The following is an 18,220-nucleotide window of genomic DNA, read 5'->3' as shown; positions in this document are numbered from 1 at the left end:
GCTCGGTTTTTTTAATATGACAACTCAAGGTAATCAAGTACGCGGCAACGTCACACCCCGCTGGCCCATGTATTTACCTCCCCGATCTTTATAAGAGGTTTCGCACACTTCATCGGACTCCAGAAACAACATCTGTGCAACACCTTCGTGGGCATAGATTTTAGCCGGCAAATTGGTGGTGTTCGAAAACTCCAGCGTCACATGCCCCTCCCACTCAGGCTCTAGCGGCGTTACGTTGACGATAATGCCGCAGCGCGCATAGGTTGATTTACCCAAGCAGATGGTTAGCACATTACGGGGAATACGGAAGTACTCCACTGTGCGCGCCAGCGCAAATGAGTTAGGCGGAATAATACAGACATCACCCTTCACATCGACAAAGCTCTTATCATCAAAGGCTTTAGGATCAACGATCGCCGAGTGAATATTGGTAAATACCTTAAATTCATCCGAACAACGTACATCATAGCCGTAACTTGAGGTGCCATAGGAGATGACGCGCTGATCATTATTATAACGAACTTGGCCGGCCTCGAACGGCTCGATCATGGCATCACTTTTCGCCATGCGCCGGATCCATTTATCAGACTTGATGCTCATTGGTTACGTATTCACTCGCTGAAGGAAATAGTAGGGCTTTCTTTATTTTGGCCATCCACGCTTTGCGCCACCTTGGTGGCAATCGCAGCAAATGTTTGACTGACGGCACTATCAGGTTCCGACACCACGCTAGGCCGCCCGGAATCAGTAAGCTCACGGATCGACAAGGTTAATGGCAAACGGCCTAACACTTCAGTTTGGTACTCTTCGGCAATACGGTCACCGCCGCCAGAGCCGAATATGGGTGCCTCATGGCCGCAGTTTTCGCAGTGGTAAAGGCTCATGTTTTCAACCACGCCTAGAACCGGCACGTTCACTTTACGGAACATCTCAATGCCTTTACGCGCATCCAACAAGGCGATGTCCTGAGGGGTTGTCACAATCACCGCGCCTGATACCGCTACCTTCTGGGCCAGCGTCAATTGAATATCGCCGGTGCCGGGCGGCATGTCGATAAGCAGGAAATCCAGGTTATCCCACTGAGTTTGATTGAGCATTTGCTGGAACGCCCCAACCACCATCGGTCCACGCCATACCATGGCTTCACGGGTATTGACCATAAATGCCATCGACATGGCTTGAAGACCATGCGCTTGGAGCGGTAAAAACTTATCGTTACCCGCCGCTTGAGGGCGCACCCCTTCGGCGACCCCCAACATTTGCGCCTGGCTTGGACCATAGATATCCGCATCCAATACGCCCACACGATAGCCTTGGGCGGCTAACGCCAGTGCCAGGTTAACGGTAACCGTGGACTTACCAACACCGCCCTTACCTGAGGCTACGGCTATTATATGTTTGACGCCTTCCATTAGACAGACTCCTCGTTTGGCGTTGTATCAATAAGTGTGCAAATCATACTCCTCGCGGGAGCATTCATAAACCAACGCCCAAAAAAACGGGTACTGACCATGTCAGCACCCGCTCGACTGAAGGGTTACTTTATAAAGAGAAGCTTAGCTAGCTTCCTCTTCCTCGCCGTCCTCTTCATTATCCCCTTCATCTCCAGACGATTCCTCTTCGCTGCTCTCTTCATTGTTTTGCGACTCACCATTTTGCTGGGCATCTTCACCCGCATCATTGGCGGCATCCGCTATGCGAGAATCCAATGTTGAAAGCTCATCGCGCCAATCATTCAATTGCTCTTCCAAGCGCTGCAGTTGCTCTTCACGATTAGCCACATCGTCTTCTACGCTGGCCAGCTCTTCGCGGCCCATATCCAGTGCCACCATTATATCTTCCAATTCAGTGCGCACATCGCTCAAAGAGCTTTCTTCTTCTTCGCGTAGCTCAGTCAGTGAATCGACTTCTTCTTGAAGCGTATCGCGCTCGCTGGTGGCGTTATCACGCTCTTCACGCGCTTCTTCGCGCTCAGACTCTGCACTTGCAATCTCGTCTTCGAGGGTAGACAAGCGTTCGTTGGCTTGTTCTATTTCGCTATTAAGTTCATCCAGCGTTTCGTTGGCAGCATCACGCTCATCAACCGCCTTCTGACGCTCACTTGCCGCTTCTTGCCGCGCATCTTCAGCCTCTTGTCGTGCGTCTTCAGCACTCTGACGTGCTTCTTCAGCCTCTTGGCGCGCTTTGTCGGCCTCATCACTGGCCTGCTGGACTTCTTCGCGCTCTTCACGCAGCGTTTCCATCTCGCTTTCAGCGTCACTCACCTGCTGGTTCAACTCGTCAACTTCACCCTGCCGCGAGTCACGCTCTTCTTCCAGCGACTCAAGCTCCGAACGGGTATCACTGACCTGTTGCTGCGTACTTTCCAGCGCTTCTTGCTCCTCTGCCTGCTGCTCCTCTAATGTACTCATTTCATCTTGCAATGCCGTGAGATCGGCTTCAGCATCATCAACTTCACTAAGCTGCTGTTTAAGCGAGTCATTTTCTTCTTCAACGCTGGTCACTTGGTCTTCAAGTGCCGCCACGCGGTCGTTGCTGGTGCCTACATTTGACTGCGCCATGATCGCCCAGATCACCGCTATCGCGGCGATGCCCGCAATCCCCTTCACGCGATTATCGCGGAAGAGAGTTTTCATATCCGGTTTACTATTGGTTGGCTTGTGATCGGAATGCTGCTCGTCTGACATGTCGCCTCTCCCTTAGATAGTCGCTGCACGTAACGCGTATTGCTACTAGCTGCGCAGACAGCGATTAAGTTTCAGCCTACTGTCTACCAGCATACACAGCTTAGTGTATCTAGCCAGTTTCGTATGACGACATAAACGTTGATTGGTTAACGTTAGGTTTCAGAATGGGGTGGCGGCGTGGGATGTTTACCTTCACTAAATCCCTTGGCGTGGGTCTGATCCACATCAAACCATGCGAGCTGTGCGTTCAATGACACAACGTGCCCCACAATCAACAAGGTTGGAGGCTTTATTCTGCCAGCAAAAAAAGCATCAGGCAGAGCATGCAAACTACCAATATGGGTCTGTTGCTGTTGTGTGGTGCCCTGCTCAATCAAGGCCAACGGCGTCTCTGGCGCCATGCCGTGGGCGATAAGCGCTTGGCAAATCACATCGACACTGCCTAACCCCATGTAAAACACCAGGGTCTGCCCAGGGCGCGCTAGGGTCTGCCAATCTAAGTCACACTTACCGTTTTTGAGGTGCCCGGTCACAAAACGTACCGATTGGGCGTGGTCACGATGGGTAAGTGGTATCCCCGCATAAGCGGCACACCCCGAAGCGGCGGTAATCCCAGGTATCACTTCCACGGGCACCCCAGCAGCTATCAGTGTTTCCAGCTCTTCTCCACCGCGGCCAAAAATGAATGGGTCTCCTCCCTTTAGCCTCACCACGCGATTACCTGCTTGAGCCCACTCGACCAGTGCTTGATTGATCCCCTCCTGTGGGACGCTGTGCGCCGAGCGCGCTTTACCGACATAAAACCGCTGAGTCTTCGACGGCAGTAACGCTAAGATTTCATCGCTAACCAAGCGATCATGCAACACCACATCGGCATGCTGTAAACGATGAAATGCCTTGAGCGTCAGTAGCTCAGGGTCCCCTGGCCCAGCGCCCACCAAACTCACGCGCCCTTGCACGGAAGAGAAGTCACCAGATATAGACATGCTGTGCGACAAGACACACCCCAAAGGAATAAAAAAAGTATTTTATATGCACAAAAATAATGCTTTTTACGAGCACGTGCCATCAGTAATCGTAAACCAACGTATTATATGCCTTTTTAATCTTATTTATTCATTAGATATAGCAAAAAGGTATAAAAATGTGTCGAATTGTAGGCGATCGCTTACATTTTAATTACGTTTTTAGCGCTACCCTTGTCGATTGATTTTTAAATGGCATAGCTTTTCAATAGCACAGCTTCGGAGATTCACGCATGCCCGTGAATGATAGCCCTTTAACGCTCAACGCCGAGCAACTTATCCGTCAAGTCCCTGGCGTCGTGTTTCAATTTCACCGTACCCATAATGGCCATATGGCATTTCCCTTTATGGAAGGCGCTGGGCTAACGGTGGCCCCTATTGACCGAGACCAGCTAGCGCAAGATGCCAACACCGCGCTCGAACAGCTGACCGGCACTGACTACCCAAAGCTGATGTCTGCCATTGAACGCTCGGCCCGCTGGATGTTGCCGTTAACCACTCGCTTTCGCTTAGCGCTACCTGGGCATAAATCCCCATGGATGGCTGTCAGCGCTACCCCCGAGCCTATCCCGTCCGGCGTGCGGTGGCACGGCATCATGATGGACATCAGCGACCAAGTCTCTGAAGAGCAGCGGCTGCGCAAACTGTGTGATACCGACCCGCTTACCAGCCTGCCAAACCGGCGTAAATTAATGGTGCATCTAACCAACCTGGCATCGCTCAGCTCTCGTCATGGCACCCCGCTTTCCATCATGATGGTCGACATTGATCACTTTAAACATCTCAACGATCGCTGGGGGCATTTACAAGGCGATGAGGTCTTAAAACAGCTGGCCAGTCTGTCCCAGTCGCTGCTGCGTAGCGAAGACATGATCGCTCGGCTGGGTGGTGAAGAATTCATGGCTGTTTTGCCGCTTACCCCTGTCAAGCAGTGCCATCAGTTGGCAGACCGGTTACGCCAACATATTGCAGAGTATGATTTCGGCATCGGGGTCGGACAAGTAACGCTGAGCATCGGCGTCGCCGAATATCGTTGCGGCGAACCCTTGACGAGCCTTATCGAACGGGCTGATCAAGCCCTCTACAGTGCCAAAGACGTTGGCCGGGACTGCGTCTGCCTTCTACCCTGAAAGGATGAGCCATTCATTATTAATGTTAAGGAGGCCGTCCATGACATCGCTTGCCCAACAATCGTGCGAACCCTGCAGCGGTAACGCAAAGCCAATGACCCAAAGCGAGTGCGAAAGCCAGTTAAAGGCCCTCCCCCAGTGGCGGATTGTCGATCACGATGGCATCATGAAGCTGACACGAAGCTATACGTTTCGTGATTTCGTTGGCGCTCTGGACTTTACTCAGCGCGTTGGCGAAGTGGCCGAACAGGCAGGCCACCACCCCGTGATCACCACCGAGTATGGGAAAGCCACGGTCACCTGGTGGAGCCACGCCATCGATGGCCTGCATCAAAATGATTTCATTCTTGCCGCTAGAACTGACGAGGTAGCCGAATAAATGTTTGAGCACATTGAGCGAGTCCCTGGAGACGCCATTCTTGGGCTAATCGAAGCTTTTAAAAAAGACACCAACCCTCAGAAAGTCGACTTAGGCGTTGGCGTTTACCGTGATGCGCAGGGCAACACGCCAGTGATGCGTGCGGTCAAAGAAGCCGAAGCTCGCTTGCTCAGCAATGAAACCACCAAGACCTATATTGGGTCGCACGGCGCGCCCGCTTACGGTGGTGTTGTGCTGCCAATGATGTTGGGTGCCAGTTCACCGGTGCTGGAAGCCAATCGCGCCAGCGCCACCCAGTCGCCGGGTGGAACCGGGGCCTTACGCTTAGCCGCCGACTTTATTGCCACTCAGTTGCCCGGCAAAGGCATTTGGGTTAGCGACCCTACTTGGCCAAACCATCACGGTATCTTTACCGCAGCCGGTATTGAACTGCATAAATACCCCTACGTTGACCCAGACAACCGCCTTGATTTTGATGGCATGTTAGGCGCGTTGAAAAAAATCCCCGAAGGCGATGTCGTGGTACTCCATGCCTGCTGCCATAATCCAACCGGATTCGATCTATCTGAATCTCAATGGCAGCAAGTACTTGAAGTAGTTAAAGAACGCCAGTTACTGCCGCTGATCGACTTCGCCTACCAAGGGTTTGGGCAGGGGCTTGACGAAGATGCCTACGGCGTTCGGCTATTTGCCGAGCAGCTTGACGAGGTCATCATCACCAGTTCGTGCTCGAAAAACTTCGGCATCTACTGCGAGCGGACCGGCTGCTTGATTATGGTGGCTAAAAACGCCGAGCAAATGGAAAATATTCGTTCGCAGGTCGCGATCGTCGCCCGGGAAAACTACTCCAACCCACCCGCACACGGCGGCGCCATTGTCAGTGAGATTCTGCACGATGCTGAACTTTCCGCGATATGGCGCGAAGAGCTGACCGAAATGCGTGACCGCATAAACACGCTGCGTCGTGATTTTGTGGAAGCCCTCAAACCCTACGGGCTTGATGAGAAGTATGCCTGCGTTGCCGAGCAGCGTGGCATGTTCTCTTACACGGGCCTTACACCGCAGCAGGTTGACCGGTTGCGCGATGAGTTTGGGATTTATATGGTGCGCTCAGGCCGCGCCAACGTGGCAGGCTTCTCCCAGGAAAACCTCCCCTACCTCGCCAAGGCGATCGCGGCGGTTAACGACTAGTCGATGACCACCGTCGTAACCATGTGCCCAGGCTTGCCTGGGCATTTTTATGTTTTGGGCAAACATATTGAGTTGTGTAAAATCGCGCTTCGTCGCCAGTGCTTGGGAGGCCTCGCGGCGAAACCAGGAAAGCAGAAGTTGACCGATCAGTCAGATCGGCGGCACACTCACTTGAGCCTTGCTACAAAAAACCCATAACTCAGAGGCACTCATGGCGACGCAACATTACTACCCGTGGTACAAAAAAGAAGACACCGACGCATTTTTCGCGCTGTTCCAGAACAACATTGCGAATTTTGTGATTATTGCCATCACCATGCTCGGCATGGACTTCCCCGCTTCAATTGTTTACGGGCAAGTTCTTCCTGGGGCGGCCATTGCGGTGATGGTCGGCAATTTTTATTACGCCTGGAGCGCCTCGAGGCTAGCACGCAAAGAGCAGCGTACCGACGTCACGGCCTTGTCCTACGGTATTTCAACACCGGTGATGTTTGTCTTCTTGTTTGGCGTTTTGTTGCCCGCCAAAGAGCTGACGGGGGATGTGGATCTTGCCTGGAAAGTGGCGGTAGCCGCCTGTTTTATCAGCGGGGCGATTGAAGCGGCCATCAGTTTAATTGGCCGCTGGGTACAATATCACCTTCCCCGTGCTGCCATGTTGGGGGCCGTCGCCGGGGTCGCACTTACCTTCATCGCCGGTGAAATGCTGTTCAAAACACTGGAAATGCCGCTAATTGGCTTACTAGTCCTAGCCATTATTATCGTCGGCTTAATTGCCCGCGTAAGCATGCCGTTTAAAATCCCCACTTCACTATTTGCCATCATCGTGGGCACCGCCATGGCCTACATGATTGGCGACGCAGGCGGCGAGCGATTCAGCGATGCCTTTACCCACCTTGGCTTTTATCCTTTGCTACCCAACCTGGCCTGGTGGGAAGGCTTAGGGCTTCTCGCCACGGGGATGCTCGCTATTCTGACCGTGGTCTTGCCGATTACGCTGTACAACGCCATTGAAACCATGAACAACGTCGAAGCCATGGAAGCCGCTGGCGACAAGTACGATGTACGCGAATGCCAAGCGGTGGATGGCGTGGGCACCATGATAGGCGCACTGTTTGGCGGCGTGTTTCCCACCACCGTGTATATCGCCACCGTGGGAGCGAAATGGATGGGCGCTGGCCGGGGCTATAGCCTGTTAAACGGAGCCGTTTACGCCATCGCCACTATGTTTGGCCTAATCGCCATGATCTCGGCAATCATCCCTGTATCGGTGGTCGCTCCGATTCTGGTTTTTGTGGGGATTTCCATGATTGCCACGGCGTTTCAGGCCAACGATAGCCGTTACTATCCCGCCGTCGCACTGGCAATGCTGCCCTACTTTGCAAACTACGTGATGACGCGCTTTAATCGTGGTGCGGAAGAGGTTGTCAGCGATATTTCAACATCGATTGTAGCCGCCGGTCAGGGCGCGATGTTCATGGCGATTTTCCTGGGCGCGATGACGGTTTCAGTGATTGATCATCAGTTCCGCCGAGCAGCCGTTTTTGCGCTCATCGCGGCGGCCTTTTCGTTTGTCGGGTTAATGCATGCCCCTGAACTTGCGATCAATGCAGCACCCAACTTTGTCTTGGGTTATATCGCCATGGCACTACTATTTAGCTATTTCGCCTTTCAAGAGACGCCCAAATCTACTGCGGGGTGACGCCCGACTGGCGATGCGGACGAGACAAAATACGCTTAAGCAATAACCAGGCTAGCAACCCCGCTAGCACATTACCGATGGCCGCCCCGGCGGCCAGTCCCCACCACCCTGCCAACTTCTCGCCTATCCACAGGCAGGGTAAGTAGCATACGAACAGGCGCGCAGAAGACAAAAGCATGGCACGCAATGGCCACCCCAACGCATTACCTGCCGATACGATCAGCATGCAAATGCCGAGGGCAGCATAGCTGGGCAGCAGAAAGCGAATCAGTATTACCAGTTCCTCTTGGACGTCGGGATTGCCTGCCAACGCCATGCCAAGCCACGGCGCGCCTAGTGCCAGCAATATGCCCAGCGTTAACTGCCATACCATGGCAACGCCAAGCGCCAGCCGCAGAAGTCGATGGATTTGATCCCAATCACCTGCCCCATAGCAACGCCCCAACCATGGCGGCAACGACATCGTCATGGCGAGAATTACCATTAATGACAACGTTTCCAGTCGGCTGGCCAATCCCCAGGCAGCCACCTGGCTTTCGCCCAAGCCTGCCACCACCGAGATAGCCAGCATCGCCGCCAGTGGCGGCATCAATTGGCTCACCATGGCAGGCGCCGCAATGCCCATAAAGGGCCGCCATGACTGCTGGCCTTCTTGCCATAGCCCATCCCGTGAGGCCCACCCACGCCCCCACAGACGACCACCGGTAACCAGCAGTCCAACACTAAAGGCAATTGCCGTGGCCCAAGCGGCGCCGGGCAGGCCCCAGCCCTCCCAAGGCCCAATGCCAAAAATCAACAAAGGATCCAGCACCAGATTAATCAGGCTGGTGATCACCATCATTTTACCTGGCAACCTAGTGTCGCCGTAGGCGCGAAAAACGCTGTATACAAAGTACAGCAGCGCCCCTAGCCAGGCCGCTAAAAGCTGCGGTGGCCAATAACGTTGTAAATACCCATAGGTGTTACTTTCAGCACCTAACAAACTAAATATCGGTATCTGGAAAGCCCAAAGGACGAGGCCTAGACAGGCAATCACACCGCCACCGGCCATCAACACCAAACTGCTCAAGCGTTTTGCCCGCGCCTGCTCGCCAGCGCCCAACGCTCGGGAAATCAGCGCGGCAATCGCGATACCCATACCCACCTGGATACCAATAATCAGAAATGACAGCGGAAAAGTGAAAGACTGTGCCGCTAGCGGCACCGTTCCTAACCGTGCGATGAAGGCGCTGTCGACCAGTTGAAACCCAAGTAGCGAGAGCACACCAATGGCCATGGGCCAGGTTTGCCGCCACAGGGTCTTGACTAACCCTTCCGTTTGCTGCTTGCTAACAACCAACGCCTGTCTCCTAATGAATAAACGCAAAAAGCGCCACCACCCCGAATAGGGTGGTGGCGCTTTTCAGCGCTGTATTACTGGCGAATACCTTCAAACGTTACGTAAAGCTCTAACTCATGCATGGCTTCAGGGAAGTCGCTCATATCAATATCAAAATCGCTCAACGTAATCATGGTGCTGCCCTCAAAGCCAGCACGGTAGTCCCCCCAGGGGTCATCGCCTTCGCCCATTAACGTTACGGGCATTTCAATTTCTTGGGTTTGGCCGTGCAGGGTAAGGTCACCCGTCACCACACCTTCATTATCACCGCTCGACTCGAAACCTGTCGAAGTAAATGTGGCAGTGGGATATTCATCGACGTTAAGGAAATCGCTGCCCAAAATGTGGCGATCGCGCTCAGCATGGTTGCTGTTCAAGCTATCTACCTGAACTTCCATATCGACCGATGACGCCTCAAGATCGTCAGGATCATAGCTGAAGTCGCCCGAAAATTCTTCGAAGCTACCCAGAATATAGGAATACCCCAAATGGCTAATCTTAAACTGCACAAAGGCGTGCTGACCTTCGGTATCGATCGTATAGTCAGCGGCTTGGGCCTGACCCAGCGTTACAAACGCCGCAGCGGCGACTGCCGTGCTCAGTACGGTTTTCTTTAACATGCGTGCAACTCCTTTCTCGATGAACAAGCACCGTGTTGAGGGGTGCCCTTTTAAAGCCATCCCAATGGGGAAGCCTCATATCTTAACGCGTCGTAGGTTTAAGCATGCGTACCAGAGTGTCGTGGCCGTCGCGCCAATGATGTTTGAACGCTGCCAGCGCATGACCAACGGCTAGTACAATCAACCCCCATGCGCTATACCAATGCAGGTCTCCGGCAATACGCGCTTGCTGGGGAAGGTCATACACCAGTGCTGGCACCATAAACCAATCAAAAACACTGATGCCGCTCCCATCCGCCGTTGAAATCAAATAGCCGGTGGTCATTACTACTATCAGCAAGAGATACAGCGTGATGTGACCGACATGAGCTAGCAAAATTTCAACGCGACTACCCTGGCTACGGGGTGTCGGCTGCAACCATCGCCACACGATCCGCGCCAGCGTAGCCATGAATAGCAACAGGCCAATGGAACGATGCACCCAGGGCCCTAAGTTGTACCAAGTGTCGTAATAACCTAACCCGGTCATCCACCAGCCTAGGGCAAATAGCCCTACAATCGTAATAGCACTGAGCCAATGCAGCGCAATGCTGACGACTCCCCAACCCATTTGCGTGTTACGCCACATCGTGCCTTCCTTAATCTTACGCCCGCCGTGGGCGTTGTAATACCAAAGATGATAGCGTCAAAGCAGATCGTAAACTGCTGAAAAAAGCAGAACACACCATTCGTAAAAACCGTTGATCGACGCCAAGGTTCAGCGTTGTGAAATAAAAAACCGGCCTTTACGACCGGTTTTGTTAATTCAGGAGAAGCGGTTAACGCATCAGCAACGCATCAAGGCCCCTGGCAAGATCCGTTTGAATATCCCGCTGGCTTTCTAGCCCCACCGCGACACGAATCAGCCCCGGCGTGATGCCGGCGGCCGCTCTTTGCGCATCGCTTAAACGCCCATGGGTGGTAGTGCCCGGATGCGTAATGGTGGTTTTGACATCACCCAGATTACCGGTAATCGACAGCATGCGAGTAGCATCGATTACCTGCCACGCGCCTTCCTGTCCATGGATAACCTCGAATCCAAGCACTGCGCCAAAGCCTTCTTGCTGCTGTTTGGCGAGCCTATGCTGAGGGTGGTCTGCCAAACCACTGTAAAACACCTTGCTGACCGCCGGGTGGGCATCCAGCCACTGGGCAAGCACCATTGCTTGCTCGCAGTGCGCCTTCATGCGCAGCGAGAGCGTTTCCAGCCCTTTGGTAAATATCCAGGCATTAAAAGGGCTCATGCACGGGCCACAGGTCCGCACGACGCCAAACACTTCCTCTAACACATCGTGCTTACCGACCACCGCCCCCCCTACCGCACGGCCCTGCCCGTCCAGGTACTTGGTTGCGGAGTGAATGACCAGATCAGCCCCCAGCGCGATGGGCTGCTGAAGCGCTGGCGTTAAAAAGCAGTTATCAATCGCCAGCCAAGCATCATGGCGTTTCGCCAACGCTGACAGCGCAGCGATATCGGCAACTTCAGACAGCGGGTTCGACGGTGTCTCAGCAAACAACAATCGCGTTTTGGGGGTGATCGCCGCCTCCCACGCGGCTAGATCAGAAAGCTCCACATAGCGTGTGGTAATGCCGAACTTACCAAAGTACTTATCAAACAGGCTTACCGTTGAGCCAAACAACGAACGTGAAGCGACAATTTCATCGCCGGCGGATAACAGCGCCAGCACCGTTGACAAGATGGCGGACATCCCTGAGCTGGTCGCCACACAGCGCTCACCGCCTTCCAACGCCGCCAAACGGCGCTCAAAGGTATGCACTGTCGGGTTGGTGAAGCGAGAATAAACGTTACCGGCTTCCTGGCCACCAAACTTGCGCGCCGCCTCGGCGGCGCTACCGTAAACGAAGCTGGAGGTAGGAAAAATCGGCTCGGAGTGCTCCTGCTCAAAGGTGCGCTCATGTCCCGCCCGAATCGCTAGGGTTTCTAGCGACCACGCGTCTTGCTGGCTGTCATCATGCATGGGCTGGCCTCCTAGTCATCCAGATCGTCATCATCCTGATTATGCATATCGACAAGGGCATGGTCACCTGCGCTCTGGTCTTTGGCCAGGTCGTTACGGCTGGCTTCCAGCACCGCCAAGTAGGCGTCATCAATGTCACCGGTGACGTAGTTACCGTCAAACACCGAGCAGTCAAAGGCTTCCATCTCGGGATTTACTTCACGACAGGCATCTTTTAAGTCTTCTAAATCCTGGTAGAAGATGCGATCCGCGCCTATTAATTGGCCAACTTCTTCTTCCGTACGCCCATGGGCAATCAGCTCTGATGCCGCTGGCATGTCAATGCCATAAACGTTGGGGTAACGCACCGGCGGTGCGGCGGAGGCAAAATACACATTACGAGCCCCGGCATCGCGAGCCATTTGAATGATCTGCTTGCAGGTAGTCCCGCGCACAATCGAGTCATCCACCAGCAGCACATTTTTATCTTTAAACTCAATGTCGATGGCATTGAGTTTTTGGCGCACCGATTTCTTGCGCTGGGTCTGCCCCGGCATAATGAAGGTGCGGCCGATATAGCGGTTCTTCATGAACCCTTCACGATAGGTGACGCCGAGATGTTGCGCCATTTCCAACGCCGAGGTACGCGACGTATCGGGAATCGGAATCACCACGTCGATATCATGGTCGGGCCATTCGTTAAGCACGCGATCGCCGAGTTTACGGCCCATTTGCATGCGGGTGCCGTATACATAAGCGCCGTCGAGAATCGAGTCGGGACGCGCCAGGTAAACGTGTTCAAAAATGCACGAGCGTAGCTGGGGCCGGTCGGCGCATACTTGGGTATGAATTTTACCCTGCATGTCAACGAAGATGGCTTCGCCAGGCGACAAATCCCGCTCAAGCTCAAAGCCGCCCACATCCAGGGCAACTGATTCGGAGGCAATCATGACATCCTGGCCGTTTTCCGCCTGGCGCGTACCAAACACCACCGGCCGGATGCCGTGAGGATCACGAAACGCCACCATGCCAAAGCCGTTAATGATCGCCACGGCGGCATAACCGCCCTGACAGCGTCGATGGACTCTACGCACGGCATCAAAGATATCTTCAGCTTCCAAGTGCAGCCCCTGCTTGCCCAATTCGTGGGCAAACACATTAAGCAGCACTTCAGAATCGGAGCTGGTATTAATATGGCGTAAATCAGTCGAAAACAGCTCCTGCTTGAGCTGTTCAGAATTCGTCAGATTGCCGTTATGGGCCAGCGCAATGCCATAAGGAGAGTTAACATAAAATGGCTGCGATTCGGCTTCGCTGGAGGAGCCAGCGGTGGGGTAACGCACGTGACCGATACCCAGGTTGCCCTTGAGACGCGCCATATGCCGCGTATGGAACACATCACGCACTAAGCCATTACTCTTGCGCAGTAAAAAGCGTCCTTCGCTCCAAGTCATCATCCCAGCAGCGTCCTGGCCACGATGCTGAAGAACGGTCAGAGCATCGTAAATACCCTGATTCACCGCTTGCTTGGCCAGAAGGCCGACGATACCGCACATTCCCGTTACCTCGCTGTATGCTGGCTTAACCTACGTAAGCCGGTACATTACTGATTAAAACTATTAAAGTTCGCGCCCCTGACGTAAGTCAGGCAGCGTGATGTCGTTTAGCGAGGACGGCGCTTCGGGAAGTTCGCCGCCCCATTGATCTAATTGGCTGATGGCATAGTTACGCAATTCGATAAAAGTGGGGCGTAGCTCGGCCTCCTGCCACGCTTGCAGCTCAGAAAGTGGCGTGAGCGTAATCAGGACAGTCACCACCAAGAGTATGACCGCCCCTCGCGCGACACCGAACGCGGCCCCGGCAAACCGATTGAGTAAACCCATCCCTACCCACTCAACCGCGGCATGAACTAAGCGAATGACAATACCGCAAAGTAGAATCACCGCAAAAATCACTAACGCAAAGGCCAACACCAGGCGCGCGTCAAAACTTTCGATAAAACCACTCATCAACTCGGCAACGGGTTCCGCCAGCACCCGGGCCACCATCAACGCCACCACCCAAGCCGCTAACCCCAGCGCTTCACGTACAAAGCCACGTACAAAGCCCGCCAACATCGAAAGAGCCAATACGGCTAAAAAGGCGGCGTCTATCCAGGTGAGCGCCATGGTTATTCCCGAACTCGAACCAGCAAGCCTTGTACGTTAGCCCGTTGCTTAACATCGCTCACCGCGGTTTCACCCTCTTCCGAGGTTGCAAAAGGGCCAACATAGACGGTCGTCATTTCATTGTCGCGTTCGCGCTGATAAACGGTAAAACCTTCTTCGCTTAACTGATCACTCAAGCGCTGGGCATTATCCGCATCACCAAAGCTACCCACCTGAACGGCCCACTCACCGTTTGAGTCTGCCTGAGAGGTTGATTCAGTCTGCTCGTTGGAGGACTGCTCCTCGGACGAATCAGTTACCGCCTGACTATTAGAAGCAATAAGATCGGCTATCGGATCGCTCTGCTCATCCGCTGAAGGTTCTTCGGTCTCATTCGAAGTGTCCTCATCATCGGAGGCGCTATCGTCATCGCTTTCGTCGTTATTCGCCAGCTGGTCGGTATCGGGGCTCACAGGGTCGACTTCAAGCGGCTCTTCAGTCGCCTGGGCGGCCACACCCGGGTCTACCTGTTCCTGTTCGGCCGGATCGTCAATAGAGTCAGGTCGCTCTGGGGCTTCAACGTCACGACGTTCAGCCTCTACCGGTTGCTCAATCACAAAATTCGGTTGTGGACGTTCTTCACGCGGCGCGGGGTCGCTCATTAACCAAGGCACAATAATGGCCAACAGCGCGAGCAAGATGACGATACCGCTAATGCGTTCCGTTTTACCGTATTTCATATCCCTCTCCATCAAGCGACGCTACGCCTGTGGCAGTGGCTGCGCCAATAACGCTGCCACCGTAAAAAAAGAACCTGTTGCCAGCACACGATCTTCCGGGCTTAGCCGGGTCGCCAACCACTCCACCCCTGCTGCGGGCGTTGCCGCGCAATAATGCACGCGTCCGCCCTGGGCTGCAATCCGCTCGGCCAGTTCATCGGCGTGGCGAGCTCGTTCGCCGTCTAAACTTACGCACACCCAATCGCTAATACGTGATGATAACGCGGCGATCACCCCGTCGGCATCTTTATCGCTGAGCATGCCGATCACTCCCCACTGAGTCCCACCCACACCGACTGAAGGCAAGTGCTGCGCCAGGTAGGCTGCCGCGTGGGGGTTATGACCCACATCAAGACACCATTGGCCACGCCACTGCATACGCCCCGGCACCACCAGATTGGCCAGAGCTCCCCGAGTGGGGGCAACTGCAAGCGAAAGTCCTGATAATACCAGCGCTTGAAGCGCCGTGGCGGCGTTATCGAGAGGTAGGCCTGGGTCAGGCAAGGCATCCAGTGACAGCGGGTCACCATCGGTGGTACAGCCCTGCCAGCACCACCTAGCAGTCGGCTCACCCTCTTGGTTAAAGTGACTACCGAGTTGGTATACTGGCGTTTGTAGCGCCTTTGCAACGTCTAAGACGCTTTCGGGTAGTTCGCGGCTGCCTAATACCGCAGGCCGCCCCGAACGAAAAATACCGGCTTTCTCACGCCCGATTTGGGCGATATCAGTACCTAAAAAGCTGGCGTGATCTTGGGCGATGGTGGTAACGATGGCCACATCGGCATCAACGATATTGACGGCATCCAAACGTCCGCCAAGGCCGACTTCAAGTACCGCCAAATCCAGCGGTTGCTGAACCAAACACCACAGAGCGCATAGCGTACCGGCTTCGAAATAGGTCAGGCTAATCGCCGGCGGAGCAAGCCTGGCTTGCTCCACGGCTTCAAACCCCGCTACCAATTGATCGTCGTCTGCCATGCAGCCGTTAAGCTGGACGCGTTCGTTATAATGCAGCAAATGCGGAGACGTATAGGTGCCTACTCGCTGCCCGTGAGCGCGTGCCACACTGTCGATCATTGCCAGGGTTGAGCCTTTACCATTAGTGCCTGCGACGCTAATTACCCGCTTTGCAATGGGCCGATTTAAAAGCCCCATCCGTTCAGCTACCTGGCTTACCCGCGCTAACCCCAACTCGATGCCCACCGGATGGAGGGTTTCTAAATAGTCCAGCCATTGCGCCAGGGTTTTAGACATTGCGAGAGGAATCGTCGCGCTTGGCAGAATCCGACTCGCTGCTGCCGTTAATTGCCTCGATCCACTCGGGGTCTTCGGCGTAATCGGTCACCTGGGGCTCATCTACCACTGGTTCGGAGAAAACGGTTTCTTCGCTTGAAGATTCGTCATCCGCCACAGGCAGATGGGTCAGCTTGCGCAGCACACTTCCTACACGCTCGCGCATATCGTGACGATGCACGATCATGTCCACCGTGCCGTGCTCAAGCAGAAACTCGCTACGCTGGAAGCCTTCGGGTAGGGTTTCGCGAACGGTTTGCTCAATAACCCGCGGGCCGGCAAAACCAATCAACGCATTAGGCTCGGCGATATTGAGGTCGCCCAGCATGGCAAGCGATGCTGACACACCTCCAAACACCGGATCGGTCAGCACCGAAATATAGGGCACGCCTTCTTGCTTTAACTTTTCAAGGGCAGCCGAGGTTTTCGCCATCTGCATCAGCGAGAACAGCGCTTCTTGCATACGCGCCCCACCGGATGCCGCAAAGCAGACCAACGGCACGCGAGACTCCAGTGCCAAAGTGGCGGCGCGTACAAACTTCTCACCAACCACCGCGCCCATAGAGCCACCCATAAAGGTAAACTCGAATGCCACGGCCACTACAGGAAGACCATTTAACTCACCGCGCATGGCGACCAACGCGTCTTTTTCGCCGGTCTCTTTTTGCGCCGCAGCTAAACGGTCTTTGTATTTTTTGGAATCGCGGAACTTGAGGCGGTCAACCGGCTCAATGTCGGCGGCGATTTCCTCGCGGCCCGTTTTGTCTAGAAACCAATCCAAGCGCTTGCGTGCGGTTAAACGCAAATGATGCTCGCATTTAGGGCAAACGCTGTGATGTTTCTCTAACTCAGGAAGATAGAGAACGGCTTCGCACTTGGGGCATTTACGCCAGAGACCATCGGGAACGCTAGCGCGACGGTCCTTACGCTGGATACGCCCCATGGAGGGCACAATCTTATCTAGCCAGCTCATATCAAAAAGACTTCCGTTGTACGTCAACGCTTGGCAACGCCAAGCTTGATGAATGGGGTCAAACTAATGTCAGTTAGTGTAGACGATGAAAGGACTATTTAAGCATCCATGGCCGCCCGCATTTCGCCGAGCACTTGTTTTAACTGGGCAGCGATGGTGTCCGGCGCATCAGCACTCTCGGCAATCCGGTTGACCAGCGCACTGCCGACAATCACGCCATCGGCCACCTTGGCGACTTCTGCGGCTGTCGCGCCGTCGCGGATACCGAACCCAACACACAATGGTAAGTCGGTCATACCACGCAACGGCGCCAAGTGCTCAGCCACGTCATCAGCATTAAGTGTCGCCGCACCCGTCACGCCCTTGAGCGATACATAGTACAGATACCCCTCACCGTGGGCGCATATTGTAGCGGCCCGTGCATGGGAAGTGGTAGGTGCAACGAGAAAAATCGCCGCTAAATCACGTGCTTTCAAAAGCGGACCGAAAATATCCGCTTCCTCGGGCGGCATATCCACGGTCAATACACCGTCGACGCCCACGTTCGCTGCTTTATCAGCAAAGGTTTCGTAGCCAATCCGTTCGAAGGGGTTGAGATAGCCCATCAGTACCACAGGCGTGGTGGCATCGGTTTGGCGAAACTCGGCCACCATATCGAGCAGGTCGACTAACCGAGTGCCTTGTTTGATTGCGCGTTCACAGGCTTTTTGAATGACCGGGCCATCCGCCATTGGGTCGGAGAACGGTACGCCTAACTCAATGATATCCGCACCGGCTTCCACCAGAGCGTGCATAAAGCCGACGGTATACTGAGGCGCAGGGTCCCCAGCGGTAATGTAAGGGATTAGGGCCTTACGGCCCTGCTGCTTAAGTTCACTGAAACGCTGATCAATACGGTTCATGCTTACCCTTAAAATAACGT

At 54.2% G+C, this 18,220-nt stretch carries 18 protein-coding genes; 4 read left to right on the top strand and 14 right to left on the bottom strand.

Features of this window, described 5'->3' with window-relative positions:
• Positions 1-33: 33 nt before the first annotated feature.
• The 4 genes from dcd to cobA form a co-directional block, all read right to left on the bottom strand.
• Positions 34-600, bottom strand: coding sequence for a dCTP deaminase (gene dcd / locus GA0071314_RS08370; protein ID WP_074396213.1), 567 nt, complete (start codon positions 598-600; stop codon positions 34-36).
• An 11-nt stretch (positions 601-611) separates the two neighbouring features.
• Positions 612-1,412, bottom strand: a complete 801-nt coding sequence (gene apbC, locus GA0071314_RS08365) for an iron-sulfur cluster carrier protein ApbC (RefSeq protein WP_074396212.1) — start codon at positions 1,410-1,412, stop codon at positions 612-614.
• 144 nt (positions 1,413-1,556) lie between these two features.
• Positions 1,557-2,687, bottom strand: a complete 1,131-nt coding sequence (locus tag GA0071314_RS08360; protein ID WP_074396211.1) for a kinesin — start codon at positions 2,685-2,687, stop codon at positions 1,557-1,559.
• Positions 2,688-2,839: 152 nt separating this feature from the next.
• A complete protein-coding gene (gene cobA, locus GA0071314_RS08355; RefSeq protein WP_074396210.1) occupies positions 2,840-3,673 on the bottom strand; it encodes a uroporphyrinogen-III C-methyltransferase in 834 nt (277 codons plus the stop codon).
• A gap of 272 nt (positions 3,674-3,945) precedes the next feature.
• On the opposite strand from cobA, the gene GA0071314_RS08350 reads away from it, so the two are divergent.
• The 4 genes from GA0071314_RS08350 (at position 3,946) to GA0071314_RS08335 (ending at position 8,111) form a co-directional block, all read left to right on the top strand.
• Complete coding sequence (locus tag GA0071314_RS08350) at positions 3,946-4,842, top strand: GGDEF domain-containing protein (RefSeq protein WP_074396209.1); 897 nt, start codon at positions 3,946-3,948, stop codon at positions 4,840-4,842.
• A 40-nt stretch (positions 4,843-4,882) separates the two neighbouring features.
• Positions 4,883-5,221, top strand: a complete 339-nt coding sequence (locus GA0071314_RS08345; protein WP_074396208.1) for a 4a-hydroxytetrahydrobiopterin dehydratase — start codon at positions 4,883-4,885, stop codon at positions 5,219-5,221.
• Positions 5,222-6,412 carry an amino acid aminotransferase gene (locus GA0071314_RS08340; protein WP_074396207.1) on the top strand — a complete coding sequence of 397 codons (1,191 nt, stop codon included), beginning with the start codon at positions 5,222-5,224 and terminating at the stop codon, positions 6,410-6,412.
• A 211-nt stretch (positions 6,413-6,623) separates the two neighbouring features.
• On the top strand, positions 6,624-8,111 hold the full coding sequence (locus GA0071314_RS08335) for a uracil permease (RefSeq protein ID WP_074396206.1): 1,488 nt from the start codon (positions 6,624-6,626) through the stop codon (positions 8,109-8,111).
• Here the strand turns inward: GA0071314_RS08335 and GA0071314_RS08330 are convergent.
• From GA0071314_RS08330 to trpA, 10 genes are all read right to left on the bottom strand, one after another.
• Complete coding sequence (locus GA0071314_RS08330; protein WP_082934320.1) at positions 8,098-9,387, bottom strand: MATE family efflux transporter; 1,290 nt, start codon at positions 9,385-9,387, stop codon at positions 8,098-8,100. The two genes, GA0071314_RS08335 and GA0071314_RS08330, sit on opposite strands and share 14 nt — an antisense overlap.
• A gap of 137 nt (positions 9,388-9,524) precedes the next feature.
• A complete protein-coding gene (locus GA0071314_RS08325) occupies positions 9,525-10,109 on the bottom strand; it encodes a YceI family protein (protein WP_074396204.1) in 585 nt (194 codons plus the stop codon).
• Between the two features lie 82 nt (positions 10,110-10,191).
• Complete coding sequence (locus tag GA0071314_RS08320) at positions 10,192-10,737, bottom strand: cytochrome b (RefSeq protein ID WP_074396203.1); 546 nt, start codon at positions 10,735-10,737, stop codon at positions 10,192-10,194.
• 190 nt (positions 10,738-10,927) lie between these two features.
• The gene (locus GA0071314_RS08315; RefSeq protein ID WP_074396202.1) at positions 10,928-12,127 is read right to left on the bottom strand and encodes an O-succinylhomoserine sulfhydrylase; all 1,200 of its coding nucleotides are present in this window, start codon (positions 12,125-12,127) and stop codon (positions 10,928-10,930) included.
• A gap of 11 nt (positions 12,128-12,138) precedes the next feature.
• The gene (gene purF / locus GA0071314_RS08310; RefSeq protein WP_074396201.1) at positions 12,139-13,662 is read right to left on the bottom strand and encodes an amidophosphoribosyltransferase; all 1,524 of its coding nucleotides are present in this window, start codon (positions 13,660-13,662) and stop codon (positions 12,139-12,141) included.
• 63 nt (positions 13,663-13,725) lie between these two features.
• Positions 13,726-14,274 carry a CvpA family protein gene (locus GA0071314_RS08305; RefSeq protein ID WP_074396200.1) on the bottom strand — a complete coding sequence of 183 codons (549 nt, stop codon included), beginning with the start codon at positions 14,272-14,274 and terminating at the stop codon, positions 13,726-13,728.
• A gap of 2 nt (positions 14,275-14,276) precedes the next feature.
• Positions 14,277-14,993 (bottom strand): SPOR domain-containing protein, encoded by a 717-nt coding sequence (locus tag GA0071314_RS08300; protein WP_074396199.1) that lies wholly within the window; start codon positions 14,991-14,993, stop codon positions 14,277-14,279.
• Between the two features lie 21 nt (positions 14,994-15,014).
• Positions 15,015-16,286 (bottom strand): bifunctional tetrahydrofolate synthase/dihydrofolate synthase, encoded by a 1,272-nt coding sequence (folC, locus tag GA0071314_RS08295; protein WP_074396198.1) that lies wholly within the window; start codon positions 16,284-16,286, stop codon positions 15,015-15,017.
• Positions 16,279-17,298 (bottom strand): acetyl-CoA carboxylase, carboxyltransferase subunit beta, encoded by a 1,020-nt coding sequence (gene accD / locus GA0071314_RS08290; RefSeq protein WP_074396197.1) that lies wholly within the window; start codon positions 17,296-17,298, stop codon positions 16,279-16,281. The genes folC and accD overlap by 8 nt, the downstream gene beginning before the upstream one ends.
• Positions 17,299-17,396: 98 nt before the next feature.
• Complete coding sequence (gene trpA / locus GA0071314_RS08285; protein ID WP_074396196.1) at positions 17,397-18,200, bottom strand: tryptophan synthase subunit alpha; 804 nt, start codon at positions 18,198-18,200, stop codon at positions 17,397-17,399.
• Positions 18,201-18,220: the final 20 nt, after the last annotated feature.

The organism is Halomonas sp. HL-93, from assembly GCF_900086985.1.
In the GTDB taxonomy this organism is placed as follows: Bacteria; Pseudomonadota; Gammaproteobacteria; order Pseudomonadales; family Halomonadaceae; genus Vreelandella.
The sequence above is the reverse complement of the archived record's forward strand: the minus strand, read 5'-3'. Positions and strand labels throughout refer to the sequence as shown.

What these genes read in the sequence shown, in the direction of transcription:
- GA0071314_RS08335 (WP_074396206.1), top strand. Translation starts at nt 6,624, where the DNA reads ATGGCGACGCAACATTACTACCCGTGGTACAAAAAAGAAGACACCGAC.
- folC (WP_074396198.1), bottom strand. Translation starts at nt 16,286, where the DNA reads ATGTCTAAAACCCTGGCGCAATGGCTGGACTATTTAGAAACCCTCCAT.
- GA0071314_RS08330 (WP_082934320.1), bottom strand. Translation starts at nt 9,387, where the DNA reads ATGGCCATTGGTGTGCTCTCGCTACTTGGGTTTCAACTGGTCGACAGC.
- apbC (WP_074396212.1), bottom strand. Translation starts at nt 1,412, where the DNA reads ATGGAAGGCGTCAAACATATAATAGCCGTAGCCTCAGGTAAGGGCGGT.
- GA0071314_RS08360 (WP_074396211.1), bottom strand. Translation starts at nt 2,687, where the DNA reads ATGTCAGACGAGCAGCATTCCGATCACAAGCCAACCAATAGTAAACCG.
- purF (WP_074396201.1), bottom strand. Translation starts at nt 13,662, where the DNA reads ATGTGCGGTATCGTCGGCCTTCTGGCCAAGCAAGCGGTGAATCAGGGT.
- GA0071314_RS08325 (WP_074396204.1), bottom strand. Translation starts at nt 10,109, where the DNA reads ATGTTAAAGAAAACCGTACTGAGCACGGCAGTCGCCGCTGCGGCGTTT.
- GA0071314_RS08350 (WP_074396209.1), top strand. Translation starts at nt 3,946, where the DNA reads ATGCCCGTGAATGATAGCCCTTTAACGCTCAACGCCGAGCAACTTATC.
- dcd (WP_074396213.1), bottom strand. Translation starts at nt 600, where the DNA reads ATGAGCATCAAGTCTGATAAATGGATCCGGCGCATGGCGAAAAGTGAT.
- GA0071314_RS08315 (WP_074396202.1), bottom strand. Translation starts at nt 12,127, where the DNA reads ATGCATGATGACAGCCAGCAAGACGCGTGGTCGCTAGAAACCCTAGCG.
- trpA (WP_074396196.1), bottom strand. Translation starts at nt 18,200, where the DNA reads ATGAACCGTATTGATCAGCGTTTCAGTGAACTTAAGCAGCAGGGCCGT.
- GA0071314_RS08340 (WP_074396207.1), top strand. Translation starts at nt 5,222, where the DNA reads ATGTTTGAGCACATTGAGCGAGTCCCTGGAGACGCCATTCTTGGGCTA.
- cobA (WP_074396210.1), bottom strand. Translation starts at nt 3,673, where the DNA reads ATGTCTATATCTGGTGACTTCTCTTCCGTGCAAGGGCGCGTGAGTTTG.
- GA0071314_RS08345 (WP_074396208.1), top strand. Translation starts at nt 4,883, where the DNA reads ATGACATCGCTTGCCCAACAATCGTGCGAACCCTGCAGCGGTAACGCA.
- accD (WP_074396197.1), bottom strand. Translation starts at nt 17,298, where the DNA reads ATGAGCTGGCTAGATAAGATTGTGCCCTCCATGGGGCGTATCCAGCGT.
- GA0071314_RS08300 (WP_074396199.1), bottom strand. Translation starts at nt 14,993, where the DNA reads ATGAAATACGGTAAAACGGAACGCATTAGCGGTATCGTCATCTTGCTC.
- GA0071314_RS08320 (WP_074396203.1), bottom strand. Translation starts at nt 10,737, where the DNA reads ATGTGGCGTAACACGCAAATGGGTTGGGGAGTCGTCAGCATTGCGCTG.
- GA0071314_RS08305 (WP_074396200.1), bottom strand. Translation starts at nt 14,274, where the DNA reads ATGGCGCTCACCTGGATAGACGCCGCCTTTTTAGCCGTATTGGCTCTT.